Origin of the sequence: Arthrobacter pascens, from assembly GCF_017052465.1 — a bacterium.
GTDB lineage: Bacteria > Actinomycetota > Actinomycetes > Actinomycetales > Micrococcaceae > Arthrobacter > Arthrobacter pascens.
In genome coordinates this window covers 144252-167457 of sequence record NZ_JAFHKT010000141.1, presented here as the reverse complement: position 1 = coordinate 167457, position 23206 = coordinate 144252, and the positions used below count along the sequence as shown (strand labels likewise).

The following is a 23206-nucleotide window of genomic DNA, read 5'->3' as shown; positions in this document are numbered from 1 at the left end:
CGCCACGGGCCCGGTACCGGTCCACCCACTTCTTCGCGGTGGCCGGCGAGCACTGGAACCGCTCCGCGGCCCGGCGCAGGGTCCAGCCCTGCTCGATGACCAACCGGGCGAGCTTTCCCCTGGCCTTGGGTGTCAGGTCAGTGTTGGCATGGGTAACGTAGGACACGAGAGCCTCCTGGCGTCGAGATGAGTGTGGTAACCCAAATCGATACCGGAGGCTCTCGTTTCTTACATCACGCCACGCTGTTCATAACCTCCGTGGGAAATACACCTAGGGCTTCCGGTGGTCCTGCTCGGGCAGGGCTCCGAGGTCTTCGACAGCGTGCGCGTTGACGACAGGGCGGCCGCCCGGAGCGCCGTCCGGCACCTGATCAATCTGGGGCACCGCCGGATTGGGCTGATCGGAATCGACGACGCCGAAGAGGTCACGATGGGCAGCACGCCGCCGCTTTCGCGGCTGGCCGGTTATCGCCAGTCGTTGCTGGCAGCCGGGATTGCGCTGGATGAGGACTTCGAACAGTTCGGAGCCAATTCCGTGGCGGGCGGGGCAGAGGCGATGACCCGGCTCCTCTCCGCGCCCGAAATGCCAACAGCCGTTTTTGTCGGGTCCGACGAGATGGCGTTCGGCGCCCTCGGGGTGGTGCGGGCGGCCGGAATGACCGTTCCACGGGACATCTCCATCGTGGGCTTCGACAACCACGACCTCTCGGAGGTCATGGACCTCACCACCATCGACCAGAACATCCGCGGGCAGGGCGAGGCAGCCGCCGGGCTGCTGCTCGAAACCCTCACTGCCGGTCCCGGGGCGCCCCGGGCGCACCGGACCATTGACACCCGGCTGGTACTGCGGCGCAGCACCGCACCGCCGTCGTTCAATTCAACCACCTCCCCAGAGAGCCCCACCTCCCCACAGAGCAAGGAAGAGATCTAATGGAATACCGCAAGCTCGGTTCATCCGGAATGTACATCAGCGCCCTGGCCTACGGTAACTGGGTCACCCACGGCGAACAGATCGACCAGGAGGCCGCGACCGCGTGCGTTAGGAAGGCGCTGGACCTGGGCATCACCACCTTCGACACCGCCGATGCGTACGCGGGCACCCGCGCTGAAAGCGCGCTTGGCGAGGCGCTGCGCGGCACCCGCCGGGAAAGCCTGGAGATCTTCACCAAGGTCTACTTCCCGACCGGGGAGGGCAAGAACGACCGCGGCCTGTCCCGCAAACACATCATGGAATCCATCAATGGCTCCCTGTCCCGGCTCGGCACCGACTACGTGGACCTCTACCAGGCCCACCGCTACGACTACGAAACACCCCTGGAAGAGACAATGCAGGCCTTCGCGGACGTCGTCCGGGCCGGCAAGGCCCACTACATCGGCGTCTCGGAATGGACGGTGGACGAGATCCGGGCGGGCGCCGCCCTGGCCAAGGAGCTCGGCATCCAGGTGATCTCCAACCAGCCGCAGTACTCCATGCTCTGGCGCGTCATCGAGGAGGAAGTGGTCCCCGCCAGCGTCGAGCTCGGCATCGGCCAGATCTGCTGGTCCCCGCTCGCCCAGGGCATCTTGACCGGCAAGTACCTTCCCGGTCAGGCCGCCCCGGCACAGTCCCGGTTCGCGGCCGACGACGGGTCACTGAAGGAAAACCGTTACCTCAATGAGGACATCCTCGAACGCGTCCAGCAACTGAAACCCCTCGCCGCGGAGGCCGGCCTGTCCATGGCCGCGCTGGCCGTGGCCTGGGTCTTGCAGAACAGCAATGTCTCCGCCGCCATCGTCGGCGCGTCACGGCCCGAACAGCTCGAGGACAGCGCCACAGCTGCCGGCGTGAAACTCGATGTGTCGTTGATGGCCGAAATCGACGAGCTGCTGGGCCCCGTCGCGGAACGCGACCCGCAGAAGGTCGAATCCTTTAAGGTACGTCCCTGAACATGCCGCCATTGCCGGGGACGGTCATGGGCAACGTTTGGTTGGATAAAATGCAGCCGACCCGGCCAAGCCGTGTCGGCTGCGACTTCCCAAGGTAGCGGAACGGGTCCGCGTCGAGTCAGGCGCGGGTCCAGCGACGCAGCGTGCTGTTGATGAGGCCGATGAGAACTGCGGTCCGCCAGCAGGTCTGGGAGACAGTGAGTGCAATCAGAAGCCGAAGACGCAGCCTGCGCGTTAGCTCGCTGAAGCGTGTGCGGGCCGGGAGCGCAAGGAGCCGGTGCATGGCTGGCCCGATGCTGAGACCGTTGAGCATCAGTACCAGGACGGTGCCGAGTTTGACCACTGTCACCATGTTGGTCAGATCAGGGCGCCTGAAACCAGCAGCAGGGCCAGGCCGCCCCAACAGGTCGGTGCTTTTCGGGGACCACTCCAGGAGCCCGTTGGTGTTTTCGTTGCTGCCGCACTGCCAGGGCGAATGTGGGTCGCAGAAGTAGATCGGCATACCCGTTGCCATTGTGTGATCTCCTGAGGCAGGGACATCTCCGCTCCTTGATCCCAGGTCGTCGAACGGCGCAGCTGCTCGGGCAGGGTATTCATCGCGGTGATCGTGGCGTCGGCGACGGTGCGGGCGGTGTGGTCCTCAGACAGATGCAGCAACATCACGTGTGGTCGCTCAACCACCGGTACGCGGTCGGACGTGACAACCCCGCGGCCTGCGCCGCTACGGCGACCGACAGCACGGCATCCAGCCCTTCCCCGAATGCTAAACGAACACTCAACGGCGACCACGGTCTGCCCATCGACGACGCCCCACAGACTTCAGGGTGTTGCACTCACCACCTGAACTCGCCTCCCTGGGGTTATGAGACGGCGACACCGTCACCGGATAGGCTCCACCCAAGCGCGGCAAAGCCCCCGGGTGATGTGAACTGTCCCCCCAAAGCCGGACTAAGAAATTCAGTTCGACTACTGGAGGTCGGTTCAATGTACCGGGGGCTTTGCACTTTCCTTAGGAGTGTTACTTGACGGCTACGAAAACTTTGTCGGCCAGCATGCCCGGCCTGACGGCGAGGACGCCCTGGCCAGCAGTGGCGGTCGGCACTTCGATGGCCATGTTGCCTGTTGCGGTGCCGTCCTTGTAGAGCGTGCTCGTGGTGTTGATCGGCTTTGGTGCGGTGACGAGCTTGTCGAGTCCATTGACAGTCGTGCCGTTCGCTGTGACGTACTCGACTGAGACGAAGGCAGGCATCTGCCCGTCAGGGTCATCGCCAATGTACGTAGCGGAGTAGTTCACCAAGATGTACTCCGACCCCTTGGCCGGCGCCTCATTGAATTGGTTGGCCGCGACAACGGCATCCGTGGCGGCGAGCGTGACCGAGTTGATCACGACGCGCCAGTCGTCAGACTCTACAACCGAGCCTATCGGGGACGGGTTCTCACGGGTTCCTGCTTTGGCGGCAGGATCTTCCTTTGCTGCTGCTTGGTCGTTCGTGCCCGCATCCCCAGACGGTGTGGCGACTTTGGTGTCGCCGCTGCCGAGAGCGTTGTCAATCGACGTCCCGACAACGGCGAAGAACACGGTAAACCCTACGATCGTGCCCACGATAGAGACGATCAGGGCGGTGACGCCCGTCCACTTGACCTTGTCTTTCAAAAAGAGTGAAACGATACCCAGAACAAATGCGATCGGCAGCAGTATCCAGCCAACGATGAGTGCACCGGGGATGCAGGCGAAAATGAACCCGAGTGCCGCGGTGATAAGCGCGATCAGCCCGAGGACGTTGGACTGCTTCTTCGTCTTCGTTGGCCGGGGCGGGAACGTCTGCGTTGGCGGACCATAACCCGGCTGTCCGAAAGGTGGCTGTTCCGGCTGCCCCGGTGCCGTCTGCTGGTAACCCTGCTGATGTGACATTTGTTCCCCATAATTCTTTTAGTCGTTCAAATTTCGGCTTTGCCAGATTGCAAGTTGAAGTCTTTAATGTGTTGCGGCAGTTACTGCTTCAGCCAAGAACCACAGCGAGAGGTTATTAATTTTTGACCTGCCGAGATGGTCATTGAAGGATGGCGGCGTCCACTTTCAGGAATCCCTTGGAAGGGAATATTTTCGGTCACGAGTGATGCCCCCAGTTTTGCGTGCAAATGGCTTCTCTAGGACTGCCAGTCGATCAAGGAGGTCATCCCGTCAATTCTGGTATCCGGCGGGATTGCGGACATTCACCAACGTGCCCGGTGCCGCTACAACCTCGTCGAGAATGAGCTTATTTTCTTTTCCGGCCCCAGCTGCGGTGCTGGGCTAATCCTCAGTCAACATTCGGGCTTTCTTGAGCCGATCCTGAGGTTTCATGGCACGTCTTGAGATTCCTGCTCGCTTGAGTGCACTCCAAACGAAGGCAGTCGGAATAGTGATGCTGCTTGCATGACCACGTCGAGTCCGCCCGCCCGTGCCTCGCATCGGACTGCCGCCGTGTCGCCGTCGTACATCAACCGGAGCTGGCTCCACCCTCGGTCAGGCCCATAAACATCGTCCGGTACAGGATATCCACGTGCTTGCGCGAGACCTCCACGGCCTCCTGGACATCGCCGGCACGCAGCGCTGCCACGAGCGCCACGTGGTCGCAGTTCGATTTGTGCAGCAGCTCGATCGGGTAGGGGATGAAGTACGCGTAGGGCTCCGTGAGCGTCTCGTGGTAAACCTCGCCCGACGGCGGCCAGCTCGCCTTCTACCGGAAGATCCACCTCTTCGATGCGCAGGGCTTCGGGGAATCGACGTTCATCCAGCCCGGACCGTCGACCGATCCGGTGGTGTTTGAGTTCGGGGGAGCGCGCTTCGGCCTGATGACCTGCTACGACCTGCGGTTCCCGGAGCTGGCCAGGTCACTGTCCGACGCCGGCGCTCACGTTTTGCTGGTCCGCTCGTCATGGGTGCCGGGCACCCACAAGACGGAGCAGTGGCTGGCCTTGAACGCAGCGCGAGCCATCGAGAACAGCGTGTACGTGGCGGGAGTGTGCCAGGCGCCGCCGGTCTCCGTGGGCCGCAGCGTCCTGGTGGATCCGATGGGGGTCGTTGAAGCGGACCTCGGGCTCGAGCCTGGTGTGCAGGCGTTCGATGTGTCGCTGGAGACGGTGGCGAGGGTGCGGGAGCTGTTCCCGATGTTCCGGCAGCGGCGGTTGTAGGCTTTCAACTGGACGGCCCGTTCGCGGCGCCCGGTCCGTCGAACAACGCGCTGGTGCTGCTCTGGGGCACCACGACGTGGACGGCGTTGCGCTGGACGGTGAAGTCGGCGGGCGTTGTGGTCGCGATCTCGCCGTCGAGGTTCACGGGCAGCGGCTGCTCGGTGACCAGCCGGACGTGTCGGCTGGTCAGGTGGTACACCCGGTCGTGTTCGATGAAGCTTCCGTCCTTGAGCAACCGTGCGATCTTCACGTGCTCCCGGAGCGGCGCCGCCAGGATGGCGTAGATGTCAAGGGTGTGGTCGTCGATCCCTGCCGTGGGGGAGACCGTGTTGCCGCCGCCGTAATGCCGGCCGTTGCCGACGGCCACCTGGAGCAGGTTTTCGAGCTCCATCGGCTCGTGGTCCCCCTCGGGGAACTCGAGTCGGGCCCGGAACGCCTTGTGCCCCGCATAAGCGCGCAGGGTGGCAATGCCGTAGGCCAGCGGTCCGATGTACCGCTTCAGGCGTGGGCTGAGAGCTTCGGTAACAGCCACCGACAGGCCCACGGACGCGACGTTGAGGAATGGCTCACCGTTGGCCCGGCCCAGGTCGATGTCCACCACTTTCCCGTCTGCGACGGTGGCGCACGCCTCGGTAAGATTATTGGGTATCTCCAGCGTGCGGGCGAAGTCGTTGGCGGTGCCCAGTGGAAGAACGCCGAGCATGACGTCGGTGCCGGCAACCCGACCGGCGGCGTAGGACACGGTCCCGTCGCCGCCGCCGACAACCACCAGGTCGTGCCCGTCCGCCACCACCCGGTCAAGCGTCGCGGCCAGCTCGCCCCCGGACAGCACGTGGTGCACGGAGGAGATCGGCACGCCTGCCTGTTTCATCGTGTCCACCGCAAGTTCGTGTGCCGCCCCTCGGCGTGATCCGGCGTTGATCACCACGGCGGCAGAGCGGGCATCCCGGGCAGCCTTCATGGGGGACATGTTAGGCCGTTGACCTGTGAATAGCCCGCCGTCCCGGCCAGTGCCGTCAGCGGCAGTCCCGCGTCCTCAAGTTCGGTACTGCGTCCTTGTTATGTCACGCCTTACCCTCCCACTCGGTCATCCGACGGGCGGCGTTTGGCCACGATCAGCGGCAGCAGGGCTGCAGGAGAGGAGACAACGCCGGCCGCCTGCGATGCTTCGCCCGCGTCCCCGTAGCCCCAGTGCGCGAATATTGTCGGAATTCCGTGTTGGGCGGCTCCGGCGATGTCGTAGCTCCGGTCCCCAATCATCACGGGACTGGAGATGTCTACGCCTTCGGATTGAAGGCGGAGCAGCAATTCGGCGACGACCTCTGCCTTGCTTGCTCTTCCATCGCGGTCGGACGCCCCGCAGATGTTGATGAAATGGCCTTCGATGCCAAACCTTCGTGCGAGTCTTACCGCTTGATCTTCCACTTTGGATGTGGCCACAGCCATCGGAATGCCGGCCAAGTGCAGTTGGTCGAGCAGTTCGATGATCCCGTCGTAGGGGCTGGACTGTTCAGCGCCGTGGTCGGCGTATGCCTTGCGGTAGTGTTGGAGCGCCTTTTGGGCGGTTATGTCGTCCAACTGTGAGACTGTTCTGAAGGACTCGATCATCGGCGGGCCGACGAATTGCCGCAGTTTGTCCATCGCGGGGACCGGCGCGCCCACGGCTGCCAGGGCTCGGGCAGCACTTGCCGTAACGCCGGGTGCTGAATCCAGCAGCGTTCCGTCCATGTCGAACAGGACGCAGCTAATGCCGGTGAGAGGTGGACGGTCTTGCTGCAGTAGTGTCATTTTTCGAGTGCTTTCGGTCGTGGAGTTGGTTCGGTTCTGGCTGTGCCGGGGAAAATTTTTGGTGTGAAGGGTAGGCATGGATCGAGTGAGTCTTGACCAGATAGACCAGAGGATTCTTGCGGAGCTGACGAAGAACGCTCGGATGAGCCACGCGGAGCTGGCGACCAAAGTCCTGCTGTCGAGGAATGCCGTGCGCCAACGGATCGAACGGATGGAACGGCAAGGGTATATCCAGGGGTACACGATCGTTGCCGGCCCGCCGGGGCAGGGGCCGGTGTCCGCCTTCCTGATGGTTTACCGGAAGGACCGGGTGCGGGGGTCGGACGTCATCACCGTACTGCGGTCGATTCCGGAAGTGGTTTTGTGTGATGTTGTGAGCGGTGACTTTGATCTGCTGGTGAGGGTCGAGGCCCGGTCGCTGGAGAGGGTTCAGGAGATCTGGGAACAGATTGCGGCCATTCCCGGCGTCACGGACACGGTGACGGCCATGACGCTGTCCAGCTACATCAGGCGGGGCCCCGGAGATGCCCGCGCCGCCTCCGGTTCGATCAGTTCCTGATGCAGATGACCTTTGGCTGGGTCATCTCCTCATACGCGAAATGGACGCCCTCCCTGCCCATGCTTCCGTACTTGGCCCCGCCGAACGGCATGCCGTCGAAGCGGTAATCAGAGGAGTCGTTGATCATGACGCCGCCTGCTTCGAGCTGTTGGGCTGCGTCCATGGCCCTGGCCAGGGAGTCGGTGAAGATGCCCGCATGAAGACTGAACTCGATGGCGTTGGCGACTTCGATGGCCTCTTCGAACGTGCCGAACTGGCGGAACATGACCAAGGGCCCGAAAACCTCCTGCTTCCACAGCCGGCTGTCCGTCGGGACCGCTTCCAGGACGGTCGGGTGAAGCACATTGCCGTCCGTGACATTGCCTGAAAGAAGGACAGCGCCGGCGCCGAGGGCCTCGTCCAGCTTGGTTTGGAGCTCCTGCAGCGCAGCCCGACTGATCATGGGCCCGACGTCTGTCCGTTCATCTGAAGGATCTCCAACAACCAGCCTGTCCGCCGCCTCCAGGAAGCGCCGGCGGAACGCGCCGTAGACCGGGGCGGCTATGAGAATCCGCTGCACCCCCACGCAGTTCTGGCCGGCGGCCCAAAATGCTCCGGAGACGCAGGATTCCACCGCCTTTTCGATGTCGGCATCGTCCAGGACGATCACGGGTGCGTTTCCGCCGAGATCCATGGACAGCTTCTTCAAGCCCGCCGTGCGGGCGATGCTTTCACCCGTGGAGAACCCCCCGGTGAAGGACACCATTCGTACGTCCCTGGACCTGATGATTGTTTCGGCCACTTCCCGGCCGCCGTGGACAATTGTGAGGGCCTCCGGCGGGAGCCCCGAGCTCACGAGGGCGTCCGCGAGATGCTGGGCTGACAGCGGCGTCAGCGCAGAGGGTTTGAGAATCACGGCGTTCCCTCCGGCGATTGCCGGGCCGACCTTGTGCGCCACCAGGTTGAGGGGGTCGTTGAACGGGGTAATCGCGGCAATGATGCCCAGTGGTTCGCGCGAGTACCACCCGGTGCGGTCCTCTGAGCCTTCATAGGAGTCGAAGGGGATGACTTCGCCTGCGTTCCGGCGCGCTTCGGCAGCGGACAGGCGGAGCGTGTTGACCGCGCGCAGCACTTCCTTCCGTGCCTGGCGGATCGTCTTCCCGGCCTCGGACACAATCGTAAGCGCGAACTCCTCGCTGCGCTGCTCGATCTCCGTTGCGGCGCCGTCCAGGATCTTCCCGCGTGCGGCGCGGGACAGGGCTCGTGCCTTCCGGGCGCCGACGCGGGCCGTTTCGATCACGGCTTCGCCGGCGGTGGCTTCGGTCAGCGAAACAGCACCGACCACGCTGCCGTCGTAGGGGCTCGTCACGTCATGGAACTGTGGCAGCGCGGTTTCTGCCGAACACACTGTGGATTCAGGCATTTGCGGATACCTCCGTCCTGGCTGCGTGCATGGCGATGATGTCAGAGAGCAACGCGTATGCGGTCTCCACACGCCCGGCTCCTGGTCCGGAGATGGTTACGGTGCCCAGAAGATCGGTCTCGAAGGACACAGCATTGGTCGCCCCGGAAACCCCGGCGAGCCCATGATCAAGGGGGAGCGCCACTGGGGAAACGCCTGCCGTCACGGACCCGTCCGGGTTCCGACGTGCCGCGCCGATGAGCTTCCAGCGGCGCCCCTCGCGGGCTGCCTTCCGAATATCTTCAGGCGTCACGGTGGAAATCCCCTGCCGATGAACGTCCTTGAGCTCTATGCCGGCGTCCAGCAGTTCGTTGGCGAGGATGAGGACCTTGAGCTGAACGTCGTAGCCCTCGATGTCGGCTGCGGGGTTTGCTTCGGCGTAGCCGAGTTCCTGCGCCTCCCTGATGGCCGCGTGGAAGTCCAGGCCGGCTTCCATCCGCCCGAGCACATAGTTGCTGGTGCCGTTGAGAATGCCTTCAAATCCGTTCAGTTTCAGCCCCGCGAACATCTTCTTGGCCAGGCGGATGACGGGTGTGCCGCTCATGACGGCGCCCTCGAACTCGAAGTGCACGCCGTTCTGCTCGGCGAGGGAGCTCAGTTCGGCGCCGCGGAGGGCAACCGGGCCCTTATTGGTGGTGCAGACGCTCTTGCCGGATTCGAGTGCCCAGCGCACATGTGAAACTGCCGGCTCGCCGTCGTCGGGATTAGTGAAGGTGGCCTCGCAGATAATGTCCGCTGTGCAGTTGCGGATCACGGATTCGTTGTTGGTGTCGGCAGATCCGCCATGGGCTGCAAAGGTTTCATTTTCGCCGCCCAGTTTGAGGGCAACGGAGAGGTCCACGCCTTCCGGCTGGACCAGGGATCCGAGACGCAGGTCGGTGATGGCCACGATCCGCAGGCCGAAGCCCAGTTCGGAACGAAGTCTCTCACCACGTGTCGCGATCAGTTCGGCCAGCGTCCTGTTGACGCCGCCGAAGCCAATCAGCGCAATGTCGTAGGTGGTCATGCTGCTCCTTCAGTCAGTTACATCGGTCCTCCAATGCTGACCGCAATCCATGTCCGTCAGCGCATGTGATTGTGACCGAAAAGCAGGGCGAACTGACCATCTGCCTGTCGATTCGTCATGCACGCCGGACGTAACTTACGTTCAACATAGACATGTGGAGATGTTTTTAATGACCAAAACGGCCGTTTCGTGTTACTTTCATCACTGTCGCTACTGCGCAGCTCGAGCCGGCTTGACCCACGCCAGGCCACATGCGCATCCTTCGCATCACACCTGCCACTCACCTGGGAGAAACCATGGAACCGTCATTACCTGTCCAGCTAGAACCGCAGCCAACCATTCCGCCGTCGACCGATTCGGGGCTCCGGCGGTCCATGGGGGCACGGCATCTGGTCATGATCGCCATGGGCGGGGTGATCGGCTCCGGGCTTTTCCTGAGCTCGGGGTACACCATTTCCCAGGCCGGGCCGCTTGGGGCGGTCATCGCGTATCTCATTGGCGCCTTTCTTGTGTACCTGGTGATGGCCTGCCTCGGTGAACTTGCCATCGCTTATCCGGTCTCAGGGGCCTTCCATATCTACGCGGCGAGGTCGATCGGGCCGGCCACCGGGTTCACCACCGCCTGGCTCTACTGGCTCTGCTGGGCGGTGGCCATCGGATCGGAGTTCACGGCTTCCGGTCTCCTGATGCAGCGCTGGTTCCCGGGTGTTGACGTCTGGGTCTGGTGCCTTATCTTCGCCTCGGTCCTCTTCGGCTTCAATGCGGTTTCTTCGAAATTCTTCGGCGAATCTGAGTTCTGGTTTGCCATCGTCAAGGTCGGCGCCATCGTGGTTCTCATCGTTTTCGGCGGCGCGGCACTGTTCGGCTTCCACCCGCTCAGCGAGGCGGCCAACCACCCCAGCATGTTTGAAAACTTCAACACTTCCGGCGGTCTCTTCCCCAACGGCTTCACTGGTGTCCTGGTCACAGCGCTTGCGGTGTTCTACGCCTTCTCGGGCTCAGAGCTCATCGGTGTGGCGGCGGGCGAAACCGCCGACCCGGCCACCAGCATCCCCAAAGCGATGCGCAGCACCGTCATCCGTCTGCTGATCTTCTTCGTCGGGGCAATCGCTGTCATCGCCGCCACCATCCCCTTCGAGCAGGTTGGGCTGGATGAAAGCCCGTTCGTGACGGTCTTCTCATCCATCGGCATTCCTTATGCCGCCGACATCATGAACTTCGTCATCATCACCGCGCTCCTTTCAGCCGGTAACAGCGGCCTCTTCTCCTGCGCACGGATGCTTTACTCCCTTGCCGACGAGGGGCACGCGCCCCGGGCGCTGAAGAAGCTGACCCGGCGCGGTATTCCCATGACTGCACTCTCCGTCAGCATGCTCGGTGGCCTGGCATCCCTCATCAGCAGCGTCGTCGCACCTGAAACTGTATATCTGGCTCTCGTATCGGTGGCAGGTTTCGCCGTCGTCGGGGTCTGGATGTCCATCACCGCCTCCCACTTCTTCCACAGGAGATCCTTCGTCAGGAACGGCGGTGATGTCGCTGCGCTTCCCTACAAGGCCCCGCTGTTCCCGCTGGTGCCGATCCTGGCCTTCTCGCTCTGTGTCATCTCGCTCATCGGCATCGCCTATGACCCGAACCAGGTGGCAGCGCTCTATTTCGGATTCACTTTCGTTGGCGCCTGCTATGCCTTCTTCTACTTCAAGTACGGACGCAACGCGCGCGCAAACCAGCCCTCCTGACGCCGTCACAAAACCATCGTCCACGTAGCTTGGTGGCGGGAGGGTTTCGTCCCCCGCCACCAAGCTCGGCGTTCTGTGGGCGCATGTGAGAATAGGCGTAGTCATCAGGCGGAAGGAGCACGGAGCATGGATTCTTCCTCGGAAGCGTCATCCATGGCCCAAGGCCTTCGGATAGTTCGGCTGGTCGCAGACCGGGAGAAGTGGGGAAGGCGGCTACTCGGCGTTTCCCAGATCGCATCCGAGCTGGAGATGGACCAAAGCCGTGTCTCCCGGTTGACTCAGGAATTGTGCGAGCTGGGACTGCTGGAACGGGTCGAACGCGGGCCATTCCGGACCGGTCCACGTTTTTTTAGCCTGGCTGCCGCTTTGAATACAGGCTGGGTCCGCGAATCAAGAACCGAACTTGAGGCTTTGGTGGCCTCGTTCGGCCTTAGATCCAGACTCTCCGTCCGGGAGGGCTTCCGCGTCATCCTCCTGCGGACCTCCAGCAATGACGCCGTTCCCGGCGGCTTCGTGAAACCGGGCATGGTGACACCCGTGTGGTGCACCGGGTCCGGCCGGGCCCTGCTGTGGGACGAGGAGCAGCCAGCCGTTGAGGCCCTCCTTGCGGACGTCAACTTCATTGGCGTGGGCGGTCCGGGTGCGGCCCATTCTCCGCAGGAAGTCGTCGAATTGATGGACCGGGACCGGGCTCGCGGCTTCATTGTCGCGGAGGAAGAGTTCGAGCATGGAGTCTACGAACTGGCGGTTCCGGTCCGCGCCGCCGACGGTTCCGTTCTTGCAGCGCTCAGCGTCCTGGGCAGCCGGGCCGAGACCATGTCCGGCACCGATGACGTTGCAAAGGCCCTGTGGGAAGCAGCCCAACGGCTGGGGTCCTGTCAGGGCGGCACGCGGAACAACGCTGGCCGGAAGGGTCTTGCCAGCTAAGGCTCGTTCCGCGGCGGGACCTGGCCCAGCATCGACTCAAGCCACCTTCCCCAGGACACGAGAGCCGTGGCGCAGGCCTCCATCCTCGGCTGCAGACGGGTCTTGGCGCCTACGACCTGGAGCGCTGCCACGACGTCGCCCTTGAAGTCCCGAATCGGAACGGCCAGGGAATACAGCCCCGGCTCGGCTTCCTCGTCGACGATGGAGTATCCCCGTTCCCGGGCCGCGCGCAGCCGTGACAGGAAATCCTCCGCGTCAAGGGGCGTATTGGGGCCATGGCGCACGAAAGCGACACCGGAGAAAAGGGTCCGGACCTCGTCGTCGGACGCTTCCCACAGCAGTGCCTGGCCGGCGTCGCTGCAGTAGGCCGGATAGGGCCGGCCCAGCCATGAACCGATCATGTTGCTACTTGCCGGAACATGCTCACCGATGGTGACGGTGCTGTCTCCGCTCAGAACTCCAAGGAAGCATCCCTCATCAGTTTCACGGGCCAAGCCTGCCAGCGCGGTGGCGCCGTCAGTCTGCAGGCGTTGTTCGGACAACAGCTGCGCGTCCGTCAGGAGCGACCAGTCGACGGCGTAGGTCCGGTGGTCTTTGCGGACCAGGAACCCCTCCTGCTGGGCCGTCCGCAGGCTGCGCGCTACCTGGCTGCGGTCCTTGCCCAGGTCGGTTGCTATATCAGCGACCGTTCCGCCAGGCAGGCCTTCGGCGTTGCGGGAGCCCACCGCTAGGACAGCCATAATTCCCCGGCCCATGCTGGATGTCTTAGACATGGGTCCGATTCTAGTCACTGGACGAACGCCTCCTAATGGATGGCGAATACCCGGGCAGGAAAACCGCTGCCCCGCAGTGGCTTGGGCCAGGCGGCAATGAGGGCAGCGCCCGCTTCTGGAAGTCCGTCCAGGTTCGCCATCAGCTCGATCTGCCACCGGTTCTGCGCCAGGACGTAGGTCTCCAGTGTGAAATCCTGGCGGGATGTGGCCAGTCCCGGGTCTGTGTCCGTCTGCTCATGACCGACGGCGGTAACCGACCGCTCCCCAATCAGGAAGGAGAGGACTTCCTGCGACCAGCCCGGTGTGTGGCTGACACCGTGATCGTCCCTGTTTGCCATGGCGGCAGCGTCAGGCCAACGGCCACTCCAGCCTGTCCGCAACGCCACAAAGGCCCCGGGTGGGATGGCACCATTGCGGTGTTCCCAGGCCTGGACGTCCTCCATCCGGGGAGTGGCGTCCGCATTAGCGATGACGCGCTCGGTGATGTCCAAGACGACCAGCGGAAGGACCATCTCCTCCACGGGAATCTGGTCCAAAGTCCTTCCTCCTGAGATGAAATGCGAGGGAGGATCAACGTGTGTTCCCCATTGTCCGATGATCGAGTAGCGGTGTGCGGTGAAACCGTCACCTTTCTCCAGGTCGAAGACGGGCTCCCTGATTTCGTCGGGGAATGCCGGGAAATGTGGCTGGCCGGGGTGGAAGGCGTGCGTCAGGTCAGTGAATGATCTGCCCGCAAACAGGGTCTGCAGCCCGTCCCAGAGGGCGGTTGTGGTGACTTCAGTCATGACGTGGCCTGGCTTTCGACGAGTGCCGGAAGGGCAGTGTTGGAAACGCCGATGGGCCCTGTCAGCTCAATGACCGGCACCTCCCAGGGGTGGATATCCACGATGTGCTGCAGCAAGCGTTCCACGGCAGCGTCGTCGAGCGCAGCATCGAAATACGTCGTCAAGACCAGGGTCGGCGAAATTGTCTGCTGACCAACCTGCCCCAACGTAGGATTGGCGCCTTCAGCGCAAGTGAACCCCTCAAAGCCCAAACCGGATTCGAAGACATGCCGGTAGTTGCCAAAGTCCCCGAGGTCAGGGGATTCCGCGACAGCGGTCAGCAGGGCCGCAATGCCCGCCTCGTCTTTGAAGGCTTCCGCGTCGCCGCTGGCGAGCCGCGAGAAGGTTTCCGACGCTACGGGCCAATGCACACGCAGCTTGCGTACTGGTTTCATTTCAATCTTCAAGGGAAGTCTCCTGATCGGTTCGTAACGTGTTTGCATGCCATCGTGGCACGGTGTGATGATCATTACAAGCATTGAAAGATGCTTATTATGACCATAGCCACCGTGCATCGAACCTGCACCGTGCCCGCCAGTCATGGACGAACGAACCGCTTGGAGCCCAAATAATGCCCAGTAACACCAAGCTCTCCCGCATGCTGGATGCCCGAGCGAACCTGACCGTGGACGGCGCGCTTGCCACCGAGCTGGAAGCGCACGGCTGCGATCTGGACGACCCCCTGTGGTCGGCCAAAGTCCTCGTGGAGCAGCCGCAGCTCGTCAAGCGCGTGCACCGCGATTACTTCCGCGCCGGAGCCGCGGTCGCGATCACGGCGAGCTATCAGGCGACACCCCAGGGATTTGCGCGGCGCGGCATTGGCGAAGAAGAGGCCCTGGAGCTGGTGGCACTGAGTGTGCGCCTGGCCGACGAGGCTCGCAGCGAGCACCTGGCCGAAAACCCGGGGGCAGGCCCCCTGCTGATTGCAGGATCGGTCGGTCCATACGGCGCATACCTGGCCGATGGGTCGGAGTACCGGGGCGACTACGTCCTCAGCCGAAACGAGTTCATGGAGTTCCACCGGCCTCGAATTGCCGCGCTTGTGGACGCCGGAGCGGACATTCTTGCCTGTGAGACGCTGCCGTCCTTGCCGGAGGCCGAGGCCTTGACGGCACTCATGGAAGAGTTCGACGTCGAAGGCTGGCTCTCCTTCACGCTGCGGGACGGAGGGCACATCAGCGACGGCACACCGCTGGCCCAGGTGGCACAGCTCTCCAGGGCGCATTCGAACGTCGTGGCCATTGGCGTGAACTGTGTGCCGCTGGAGCTGGTTTCCCCAGCCCTGGGCGCCCTGGGCAAAGCCACGGACACGCCCCTGATCGCGTATCCAAATTCCGGCGAAATCTACGACGCGGTCACCAAAAAGTGGCGGCCGGCCGCGTCCGGGGACACATCTGGGGGAGCCGGTAACAAGCGGCCCGCAAGCCTGTCCGAAGGAGCCGCCGCATGGCGTGAACTTGGTGCCCGGCTCCTCGGCGGGTGCTGCCGGACGACCCCCGAGGACATTGCCGCCGTGGCCAGGCTTACGGGAAATCCCTGACGGCTGGCTGCCTCAGCAGGCCGGCCCGCCTGCTCGCTAGCTAAGCGTCGGGATCGGCGTCACGTTTCGCCGGCCGGTAGCCGGCAAGTTCGGCGCGGATGTCGCCCTCCTCGTGCCCGCCCTTCTTCTTGCCGAAGGGCAGCGCTTTGAGCAGCGGATGCACGATAGCCATGACGACGATGCCCCAGGCGAGTCCGATGACTGCCGAGCACAACGTGTTCACGAGCCAGGCCAGGAAGCCGCCAACCACCGCGATCCCCTCGAAGGGGTGCTCGAGGATATGGACCAGGTCATACGGACCGTGCCAGCCGAGGTCATAGGCCCCCTGCAGCATGATGTGGCCGCCAACCCACAGCATGGCGATCGTTCCGATGAAGGTTATCCCGGCCAGCACGGCGGGCATCCCCTTGACGAGCAGCTCGCCGAAGCGCTGGGAGCCTGCGGAGTCTTTAGCGGCCAGGTGCATCCCGATGTCGTCCATCTTGACGATGAGTGCAACGGCACCGTACACGGCCACCGTAATCACGAGGGCCACGACCACCAGGATGATCGCCCGCGACAGCAAGGAATCCTGGGCCACCTCGTTCATCGAGATGACCATGATCTCGCAGGACAGGATGAAGTCGGTGGTGATGGCGCCCTTGACGACCTTGGCCTCGGCCTCCGGGCCGCGCTCGACCGCCGGCGCATCTTCCTCTGCGGTGTGGTGGCCCCGGAGCTTGTGCCAGACCTTCTCGGCACCCTCGTAGCAAAGGTACGTGCCGCCCAGCATGAGGATGAACGGGATGGCCCATGGGACGAAGGCGCTGACGACCAGCAGGGCCGGCAGGATGATCAGCAGTTTGTTCCGGAGCGAACCCCAGAAGATCCGCTTGATCATCGGCAGTTCGCGGGAGGGGTCCGCCCCGGACACGTACTGCGGGGTAACGGCGGCGTCATCGATTACCACGCCGGCGGCCTTGGCCCCCGCTTTGGCCGCTCCGGCAGCGACGTCGTCCACCGAGGCGGCAGCTATGCGGGCAAGGGCTGCGACGTCATCCAGCAGGGCAACGAGACCGCCGCTCACAGATCGCCCCTGTAGTGCTCGACGGCGGACGGCTGGGTGTGGGTGCCTCGGTCAAGGCGCGTGATTGGCATATTTGGAGTATATCGACGGCGGGCATTAGCTAGCCGCCACCGCAGCCTTCGCGGCCTGCGAGGCATGCATCCATTCGCTCAGCCACGGTGCCCGGACGCTCGACGTGATCCGGCCGTCGGCCACGTGAGCGCTGCGGCGGCAGGAAGTCTGCTGAGGTTTCGTGTTGGCATCATGCGCCGAGTCTTCCAACCCCGGGTGGACTTGTCATGGGCCGGAAGCCCCTTCCTGGCGGTTGTCGCCAACGTTCCACTCGCAGGCCACGAAAATCTGGCCGGCGGTATCTTCTTCCGCCGTCCTAAGGTGTTACCGGGATTGGGCCGCGCCCTTGATCTTGTCCGAGTGCGCTTTCATGCTTCCGAGGCTGTCCGGAGCCGTGAGGTTCACGTCCACGTACCTGGCGGAGAACGCGAACCCCCGAACTGCGCCGCGGCGGGTGCGCAACGGCCAGCTAAGGTCATTTCATGACTACTGACGCTCTCCGGCCCGTCTATTTCCTTTCGGACAGCACCGGCATCACCGCGGAAACCCTGGGCAACACGCTGCTGACGCAGTTTCCCGGGAACAATTTCGACCGCATCACCATCCCGTTCATCACCACCGTTGAGCAGGCGCGGTCGGTCGTCAAAGTCATCGACGGCGCCGCCGCCGCCGGACCTGCCCCGCTCGTCTTTTCGACGGCGGTCAGCAGTGAAATCCGCCAGACTTTGTCTGCGTGCAAGGGAACCATCGTCGATCTCATCGGCACGTACGTGGAACAGCTGGAGCAGGCACTGGGCAGTCACGCCAGCGGTGAGCCCGGCCGGGCGCACGGCCTGGGAAACGCTGCGCGCTACCAGTCCCGGATGGCCGCCGTCGAGTATGCCATGGAGCACGACGACGGCCAGAGCCTGCGTGCGCTGGAGAAGGCCCAGGTCATCCTGGTGGCGCCGTCCCGCTGCGGGAAGACGCCCACCACCATGTACCTGGCGCTGCAGCACGGGATCTTCGCCGCGAACTTCCCGCTGGTGGAGGAGGACTTTGCCCGGGAAGGGCTGCCCAAGTCGCTGAAGCCGTTCGTGTCGAAATGTTTCGGCCTGACCACCAACCCGCTGCGGCTGAGCCAGGTCCGCGCCGAACGGCGCCGCGGGTCCTCCTATGCCTCACTGCGCCAGTGCGGATTCGAGCTGCGCAGCGCGGAGCGGCTCTACGAATTCCACGGAATCCCGTACCTCAATTCGGCCAGCGTGTCGGTCGAGGAGATGGCGGCCACCATCCTGCAAAAGATGAACCTCAAGCATTAAGGAAAAGTTTCACAAAGGTGATGTGGCGCACATCATGTGGCGGCCCTCTCACAGGCCTGCCAAGGTGAACGGGACTTATGCCCTCAACCGGCCACCGCCGGGAGCAGGGCCTTGGCACTTCACCCTCTGCGAAGGAGCAGTAACTATGGCAACAGACATCCTGTGGTTCTCGGAACTCGGGCTCAAAGACCTGGACCGGGTGGGCGGTAAGAACGCCTCCCTCGGCGAGATGGTGCAGAACCTGACCTCTGCCGGCGTCCAGGTGCCTGACGGGTTCGCCACCACTGCAGATGCCTACCGCCGCTTCCTGGCTGAGTCGGGGCTGGACCAGCACATTGCCGACCGTCTGGTGGGCCTGGACACTGATGACGTGACGGCCCTGGCAGCTGCCGGTCAGGACATCCGGACCCTGGTGCGCCAGACCCCCTTCCTCCCCGATTTTGAGGAGCAGCTCCGGAATGCCTACCGGGAGTTGGTGGAGAAGCACGGCGGCTCCGATGACCTCTCCTGGGCTGTGCGGTCCAGCGCGACGGCGGAAGACCTGCCCGACGCGTCTTTCGCCGGGCAGCAGGAAACCTTCCTGAACGTCCGCGGGATCGAGAACATCCTGGCCGCCATCAAGGACGTGTTTGCGTCGCTCTACAACGACCGCGCCATCGCCTACCGGGTGCACCACAAGTTCGAGCACGCCGACGTGGCACTCTCGGCGGGTGTGCAGCGGATGGTGCGTTCCGACGTCGGGGCATCCGGCGTCATGTTCACCATGGACACCGAATCGGGCTTCCAGGACGCCGTGTTCGTCACGTCCTCCTACGGCCTCGGCGAGGCCGTAGTCCAGGGTGCGGTGAACCCGGACGAGTTCTACGTGTACAAGCCGGCGCTGCAGGCGGGCCGGCCCGCCATCCTCAAGCGCGGTCTGGGCGAGAAGGCCCTGCAGATGACGTACACCAGCAGCCAGGAGATCGGCCGCACCATCGACTTTGTCCCGGTGGAGGCGTCCCTGCGGAACCGCTTCAGCCTCAGTGACGAGGATGTGGAGCAGCTCGCCAGGCACGCCGTGTCCATTGAGAACCACTACGGCCGCCCCATGGACATCGAATGGGGCAAGGACGGGATCGACGGCGGCCTGTACATTCTGCAGGCACGTCCGGAAACGGTGCAGTCCCGCCGCGCCCCCGGCAGCCAGAGCCGCTTCCGCCTCAACGAAACCGGCCCGGTCCTGGCCGAGGGCCGCGCGATCGGCCAGCGCATCGGCGCCGGCAGCGTCCGCATCCTTACGGCCATCGACCAGATGGCCTCGTTCCAGACCGGCGACGTCCTGGTGGCTGACATGACCGACCCGGACTGGGAACCGATCATGAAGCGCGCCTCCGCGATCGTGACCAACCGCGGCGGACGGACCTGCCACGCGGCCATTATCGCCCGGGAACTGGGGATCCCCGCCGTCGTCGGAACCGGCCATGCCACGGACGCGCTGTCCGACGGGCAGGACGTCACCGTCTCCTGTGCCGACGGCGAGACCGGCGTCATCTACGAAGGCCTGCTGGACTTTACCGTGGAGGACACCGGGATCACTGAGATGCCGGAGGCCCCCGTCAAGGTGATGATGAACGTGGGAACCCCGGAGCAGGCGTTCACCTTCGCCCAACTGCCCAACCACGGCGTGGGCCTGGCCCGGCTCGAGTTCATCATCAACCGCCAGATCGGCATCCACCCCAAGGCGCTGCTGAACCTGGACAGCCAGCCGGAGGACGTGGCCGCTCAGATCCGGGAGCGCATTGCCGCCTACAGCAGCCCGCGGGAGTACTACATCAAGCGCCTCGCCGAAGGTGTCTCCACGATCGCCGCCGCATTCGCGCCGGAACCGGTGATTGTGCGCATGTCCGACTTCAAGTCCAACGAGTACGCCAACCTTCTGGGCGGACCGGCCTACGAGCCGCACGAAGAGAACCCGATGCTCGGCTTCCGCGGCGCCTCACGCTACCTGGAGCCGTCCTTCCGCGACTGCTTCGACCTGGAGTGCGAGGCCCTGTCCTTCGTCCGCAACGAGATGGGCCTCGCCAACGTCAAGATCATGATCCCGTTCGTACGGACCCTGGACGAGGCCCGCGGCGTCATCGAGCTGCTCGCCGAGAACGGGCTGCGCCGCGGCGAGAACGGCCTGGAAGTGATCATGATGTGCGAGCTTCCCTCCAACGCGCTGCTTGCCGACGAATTCCTGGACTACTTTGACGGCTTCTCGATCGGCTCCAACGACATGACCCAGCTGGCGCTGGGCCTGGACCGCGACTCGGCGATCGTGTCCGCAGGTTTCGATGAACGCGATCCTGCCGTCAAGAAGCTCCTCAGCATGGCCATCAGGGCCTGCCGGGAACGCGGCAAGTACGTGGGCATCTGCGGCCAGGGCCCCAGCGACCACCCGGACCTCGCCGAGTGGCTGGTGGATCAGGGCATCGATTCCGTCTCCCTGAACCCGGACACCGTGGTGGACACCTGGCTCCGGCTCGCGGACGTCGCGGCCAGCGCTTCCCCGGGCGCTTCAGCCGCCGCTGAGGCCGTGGCCGTGGTGGGGGCGCGCTGACCCATTGTCCTGCTTGACCTGCCGCCGTCGGGACATTTCCGACGGCGGCAGCGACTGAATCCGATCAAACTCCTGCCACAGGTCCTCGTCGTGGTCCCGGCCGGTCATGCCTCCGTTATCCCGCGCCCGCTGCGTGGCGCGACTGTGACCGGTTCGACGGGGAGGCCAGCCGCCCTCCACTCCGGGAAACCTTCCTCAAGCCGCAGCGCCTGGCGCCCGTCGTCCGCAAGCTCACGCACGGCGTCGTCCGCGTAAACGCAGTAGGAGCCGCGGCAGTAGGCGACGATTTCTGTCCCTGCTCCTTCACCGAACTCCGGTTTGTCCACCGCTCGTCGCGAATGTGCCGCCGCTCACCGCAGAACGGCGGCGCCCGAGTGTGACGTGCACCATGATTGCCGGAGGCGAACGGCCGCTGAATGCGCCGTTTGCCTTCACCCGCTGGGACATGCGCCAGTGGGACATGCGCCGGGCCATGCACTGGAACAGCGCAGGGACATCGACGTCGTTGACGAGGAGTATTTATGAGCTGGCTGGACCGAGAACGAACCATTGCCCCGCCGGGGTTCAACCGTTGGCTCGTACCGCCCGCGGCGCTCGCCGTCCACCTCTGCATCGGCCAGGCCTACGCGACGAGCGTCTACAAGACGGCCCTGGTCAAGCATTTCGGTGCCAGCCTGACCGAGATCGGCGTGATCTTCTCCATCGCCATCGTGATGCTGGGTCTGTCGGCTGCGGCCATGGGCACCTGGGTGGACAGGAGCGGCCCGCGCAAGGCGATGTTCACTTCGGCCGTGTTCTGGTCCGGCGGCTTCCTGATCGGCTCCCTCGGCATCTTCACGCACCAGCTGTGGCTCGTTTACCTTGGCTACGGCGTTGTCGGCGGCATCGGCCTGGGCATCGGCTACATCTCGCCCGTGTCCACCCTGATCAAGTGGTTCCCGGACCGGCCCGGCCTCGCCACCGGCATGGCCATCATGGGTTTCGGCGGCGGCGCGCTGATCGCCAGCCCTGTCTCCACGGCGCTGCTCAAGCTGTACGACCCGAACTCCGGCGCCAAGGACTGGGTGGCCAGTGGCGATGCCGTGGGCAAGCTCTTCCTGACCCTCGCCGTCGTCTACCTGGCCTACATGCTCTTCGGCGCCTTCACCATCAAAGTCCCGGCCGCAGGCTGGCAGCCGGCCGGGTTCGACCCCGCCAAGGTGAAGGCCGCCAAACTCGTCACCACGGAGAATGTCTCGGCAAAGAACGCCGTCAAGTCCAGGCAGTTCTGGCTGGTCTGGATCGCCCTGTTCTGCAACGTCACCGCAGGCATCGGCATCCTGGAGCAGGCCGCCCCGATGATCCAGGACTTCTTCCGGAAGTCCGACGGCGTCTCCCTGGTAAGTGCCGCCGTCGCCGCCGGCTTCGTGGGACTGCTGTCCATCGGCAACATGGCCGGGCGGTTCGCCTGGTCTGCCACTTCCGACGTCACCGGCCGCAAGCGCATCTACATGGTGTACCTCGGCGTCGGCGCCGTGCTCTACACGGTGCTGGCGCTGGCCGGCTCCACCACTACCGTCCTCTACGTGGCGCTCGCGTTCGTCATCATCTCCTTCTACGGGGGAGGGTTCGCGACCGTGCCGGCCTACCTGCGGGACCTTTTCGGGACCTTCCAGGTGGGCGCCATCCACGGCCGGCTGCTGACCGCCTGGTCCGCTGCCGGGGTGGCGGGTCCGCTGATCGTCAACGCCTTCCTGGATGCCCAGGGCAAGCCCGGCCAGCTGGACGCGGCGTCCTACCAGCCCGCGCTGCTGACCATGGTGGCGCTGCTGGTGGTCGGTTTCCTGGCCAACCTGAGGGTGAAACCGGTGGACGCGCGATTCCACGAACCCCGCCCCGACCGCGGACGGGCACACGAACCTGCCATGGAGGCCTGAGATGAGCACTGCACACACCCCCGGCGCGCAGGCGCCCGTCAAAGTATCCGTCAGCAAGCTTGCTGTGGCCTGGGCGCTCGTCGGGCTGCCGCTGGGCTACGGGGTGTTTCAAACCCTGACCCGTGTGGCGGCGCTGTTCGGCTGATCCGGGGCCTTTGGACGTCGCCCTCGAACAGGTTGCTGGGGTATGGGCCTAGTAGGACTCGGAACGTGGTGCACATCTTGAACATTCGGGCCACAGGCGAGGAATGTTCAGCCGTCGACAACACGGTGGATGGCGGCGCGGCCAAGACCGAGCACCGGTACATGCAGGAGGAGGTGCTGGAGCGGGTCCAGGAGCTCAAGCCGCTGGCGGAAGAGGCAGGCCTGTCCATGGCGGCGTTTGCCGTGGCCTGGGTCCTGCAGAACCAGAATGTCTCCTCCGCCCTTGTGGGCGCGTCACGGCCGGAGCAGCTCCGGGACAACGTCACGGCGGCGGGAGTGCGCCTTGACCCGGCGCTCCTCAGCCGGGTGGATGCCGTACTGGGGGACCTGGTGGAGCGGGATCCCGCGAAGGTGGAGTCCTTCCCGGAACGCGTCTGACGCCATACAGTGACT

At 64.2% G+C, this 23206-nt stretch carries 22 protein-coding genes and 3 pseudogenes; 12 read left to right on the top strand and 13 right to left on the bottom strand.

Translation table 11 applies throughout. The features are described from left to right. Positions 1–166 (bottom strand): helix-turn-helix domain-containing protein (locus tag JYA52_RS12870; RefSeq protein ID WP_205653579.1); only part of this gene is annotated, 166 nt, incomplete at its 3' end. A 117-nt stretch (positions 167–283) separates the two neighbouring features. Between JYA52_RS12870 and JYA52_RS12865 the strand changes: the two genes are divergently transcribed. After that, positions 284–931, top strand: coding sequence for a LacI family DNA-binding transcriptional regulator (locus JYA52_RS12865; protein WP_205653572.1), 648 nt, complete (start codon positions 284–286; stop codon positions 929–931). Further along, on the top strand, positions 931–1926 hold the full coding sequence (locus JYA52_RS12860) for an aldo/keto reductase family protein (RefSeq protein WP_205653571.1): 996 nt from the start codon (positions 931–933) through the stop codon (positions 1924–1926). Before JYA52_RS12865 ends, JYA52_RS12860 begins: the two co-directional genes overlap by 1 nt. A gap of 403 nt (positions 1927–2329) precedes the next feature. On the opposite strand, the pseudogene JYA52_RS22505 reads toward JYA52_RS12860, so the two are convergent. From JYA52_RS22505 to JYA52_RS12845, 3 genes and pseudogenes are all read right to left on the bottom strand, one after another. After that, positions 2330–2589 (bottom strand): annotated as a pseudogene (locus JYA52_RS22505) (IS30 family transposase); the annotation flags it as partial. 355 nt (positions 2590–2944) lie between these two features. Continuing rightward, complete coding sequence (locus tag JYA52_RS12850) at positions 2945–3838, bottom strand: hypothetical protein (RefSeq protein ID WP_240460277.1); 894 nt, start codon at positions 3836–3838, stop codon at positions 2945–2947. A gap of 568 nt (positions 3839–4406) precedes the next feature. Continuing rightward, positions 4407–4583 (bottom strand): annotated as a pseudogene (locus JYA52_RS12845) (FCD domain-containing protein); the annotation flags it as partial. A gap of 58 nt (positions 4584–4641) precedes the next feature. Here JYA52_RS12845 and JYA52_RS12840 point away from each other — a divergent pair. Continuing rightward, positions 4642–5100 (top strand): annotated as a pseudogene (locus tag JYA52_RS12840) (nitrilase-related carbon-nitrogen hydrolase); the annotation flags it as partial. Positions 5101–5104: 4 nt separating this feature from the next. Here the strand turns inward: JYA52_RS12840 and JYA52_RS12835 are convergent. Then, complete coding sequence (locus tag JYA52_RS12835) at positions 5105–6061, bottom strand: lipid kinase (RefSeq protein ID WP_205653570.1); 957 nt, start codon at positions 6059–6061, stop codon at positions 5105–5107. A gap of 110 nt (positions 6062–6171) precedes the next feature. Then, entirely contained in the window at positions 6172–6888 is a 717-nt protein-coding gene (locus JYA52_RS12830) for an HAD hydrolase-like protein (protein ID WP_205653569.1), read from the bottom strand. Between the two features lie 76 nt (positions 6889–6964). Between JYA52_RS12830 and JYA52_RS12825 the strand changes: the two genes are divergently transcribed. Next, positions 6965–7447, top strand: a complete 483-nt coding sequence (locus tag JYA52_RS12825; protein ID WP_205653568.1) for an Lrp/AsnC family transcriptional regulator — start codon at positions 6965–6967, stop codon at positions 7445–7447. Here the strand turns inward: JYA52_RS12825 and JYA52_RS12820 are convergent. After that, a complete protein-coding gene (locus JYA52_RS12820) occupies positions 7437–8849 on the bottom strand; it encodes an aldehyde dehydrogenase family protein (RefSeq protein WP_205653567.1) in 1413 nt (470 codons plus the stop codon). The two genes, JYA52_RS12825 and JYA52_RS12820, sit on opposite strands and share 11 nt — an antisense overlap. Then, a complete protein-coding gene (locus tag JYA52_RS12815) occupies positions 8842–9894 on the bottom strand; it encodes a homoserine dehydrogenase (RefSeq protein ID WP_205653566.1) in 1053 nt (350 codons plus the stop codon). The genes JYA52_RS12820 and JYA52_RS12815 overlap by 8 nt, the downstream gene beginning before the upstream one ends. Positions 9895–10190: 296 nt before the next feature. On the opposite strand from JYA52_RS12815, the gene JYA52_RS12810 reads away from it, so the two are divergent. Further along, positions 10191–11630, top strand: a complete 1440-nt coding sequence (locus tag JYA52_RS12810; protein ID WP_205653565.1) for an amino acid permease — start codon at positions 10191–10193, stop codon at positions 11628–11630. Between the two features lie 126 nt (positions 11631–11756). Continuing rightward, positions 11757–12557: an IclR family transcriptional regulator gene (locus tag JYA52_RS12805; RefSeq protein ID WP_205653564.1), complete on the top strand. Its 801-nt coding sequence runs from the start codon at positions 11757–11759 to the stop codon at positions 12555–12557. Here JYA52_RS12805 and JYA52_RS12800 read toward each other — a convergent pair. From JYA52_RS12800 to JYA52_RS12790, 3 genes are read right to left on the bottom strand one after another with little or no spacing between them, the layout of a single operon-like run. After that, positions 12554–13330: an IclR family transcriptional regulator gene (locus JYA52_RS12800; protein ID WP_205653563.1), complete on the bottom strand. Its 777-nt coding sequence runs from the start codon at positions 13328–13330 to the stop codon at positions 12554–12556. The two genes, JYA52_RS12805 and JYA52_RS12800, sit on opposite strands and share 4 nt — an antisense overlap. Positions 13331–13362: 32 nt before the next feature. After that, a complete protein-coding gene (locus JYA52_RS12795; protein WP_205653562.1) occupies positions 13363–14115 on the bottom strand; it encodes a cyclase family protein in 753 nt (250 codons plus the stop codon). Beyond that, a complete protein-coding gene (locus JYA52_RS12790) occupies positions 14112–14633 on the bottom strand; it encodes a YqfO family protein (RefSeq protein ID WP_372433838.1) in 522 nt (173 codons plus the stop codon). The genes JYA52_RS12795 and JYA52_RS12790 overlap by 4 nt, the downstream gene beginning before the upstream one ends. Positions 14634–14725: 92 nt before the next feature. Here JYA52_RS12790 and mmuM point away from each other — a divergent pair, with 92 nt between their 5' ends. Next, positions 14726–15694 (top strand): homocysteine S-methyltransferase, encoded by a 969-nt coding sequence (mmuM, locus tag JYA52_RS12785; protein ID WP_205653561.1) that lies wholly within the window; start codon positions 14726–14728, stop codon positions 15692–15694. Positions 15695–15734: 40 nt separating this feature from the next. Here the strand turns inward: mmuM and JYA52_RS12780 are convergent, their stop codons facing one another. Then, positions 15735–16760 (bottom strand): DUF808 domain-containing protein, encoded by a 1026-nt coding sequence (locus tag JYA52_RS12780; protein WP_205653560.1) that lies wholly within the window; start codon positions 16758–16760, stop codon positions 15735–15737. Between the two features lie 533 nt (positions 16761–17293). Here JYA52_RS12780 and JYA52_RS12775 point away from each other — a divergent pair. Beyond that, positions 17294–18112 carry a pyruvate, water dikinase regulatory protein gene (locus tag JYA52_RS12775; RefSeq protein ID WP_205653559.1) on the top strand — a complete coding sequence of 273 codons (819 nt, stop codon included), beginning with the start codon at positions 17294–17296 and terminating at the stop codon, positions 18110–18112. Between the two features lie 145 nt (positions 18113–18257). Then, positions 18258–20693 carry a phosphoenolpyruvate synthase gene (gene ppsA / locus JYA52_RS12770; RefSeq protein WP_205653558.1) on the top strand — a complete coding sequence of 812 codons (2436 nt, stop codon included), beginning with the start codon at positions 18258–18260 and terminating at the stop codon, positions 20691–20693. A 104-nt stretch (positions 20694–20797) separates the two neighbouring features. Here ppsA and JYA52_RS12765 read toward each other — a convergent pair whose 3' ends face one another. Beyond that, a complete protein-coding gene (locus JYA52_RS12765; RefSeq protein ID WP_205653557.1) occupies positions 20798–21019 on the bottom strand; it encodes a rhodanese-like domain-containing protein in 222 nt (73 codons plus the stop codon). Between the two features lie 195 nt (positions 21020–21214). Between JYA52_RS12765 and JYA52_RS12760 the strand changes: the two genes are divergently transcribed. From JYA52_RS12760 to JYA52_RS12750, 3 genes are all read left to right on the top strand, one after another. Continuing rightward, entirely contained in the window at positions 21215–22609 is a 1395-nt protein-coding gene (locus JYA52_RS12760) for an OFA family MFS transporter (RefSeq protein ID WP_205653556.1), read from the top strand. Position 22610: 1 nt separating this feature from the next. Further along, positions 22611–22754, top strand: coding sequence for an MFS transporter small subunit (locus JYA52_RS12755; RefSeq protein ID WP_205653555.1), 144 nt, complete (start codon positions 22611–22613; stop codon positions 22752–22754). 65 nt (positions 22755–22819) lie between these two features. Beyond that, positions 22820–23191, top strand: a complete 372-nt coding sequence (locus JYA52_RS12750) for an aldo/keto reductase (RefSeq protein WP_372433837.1) — start codon at positions 22820–22822, stop codon at positions 23189–23191. Positions 23192–23206: the final 15 nt, after the last annotated feature.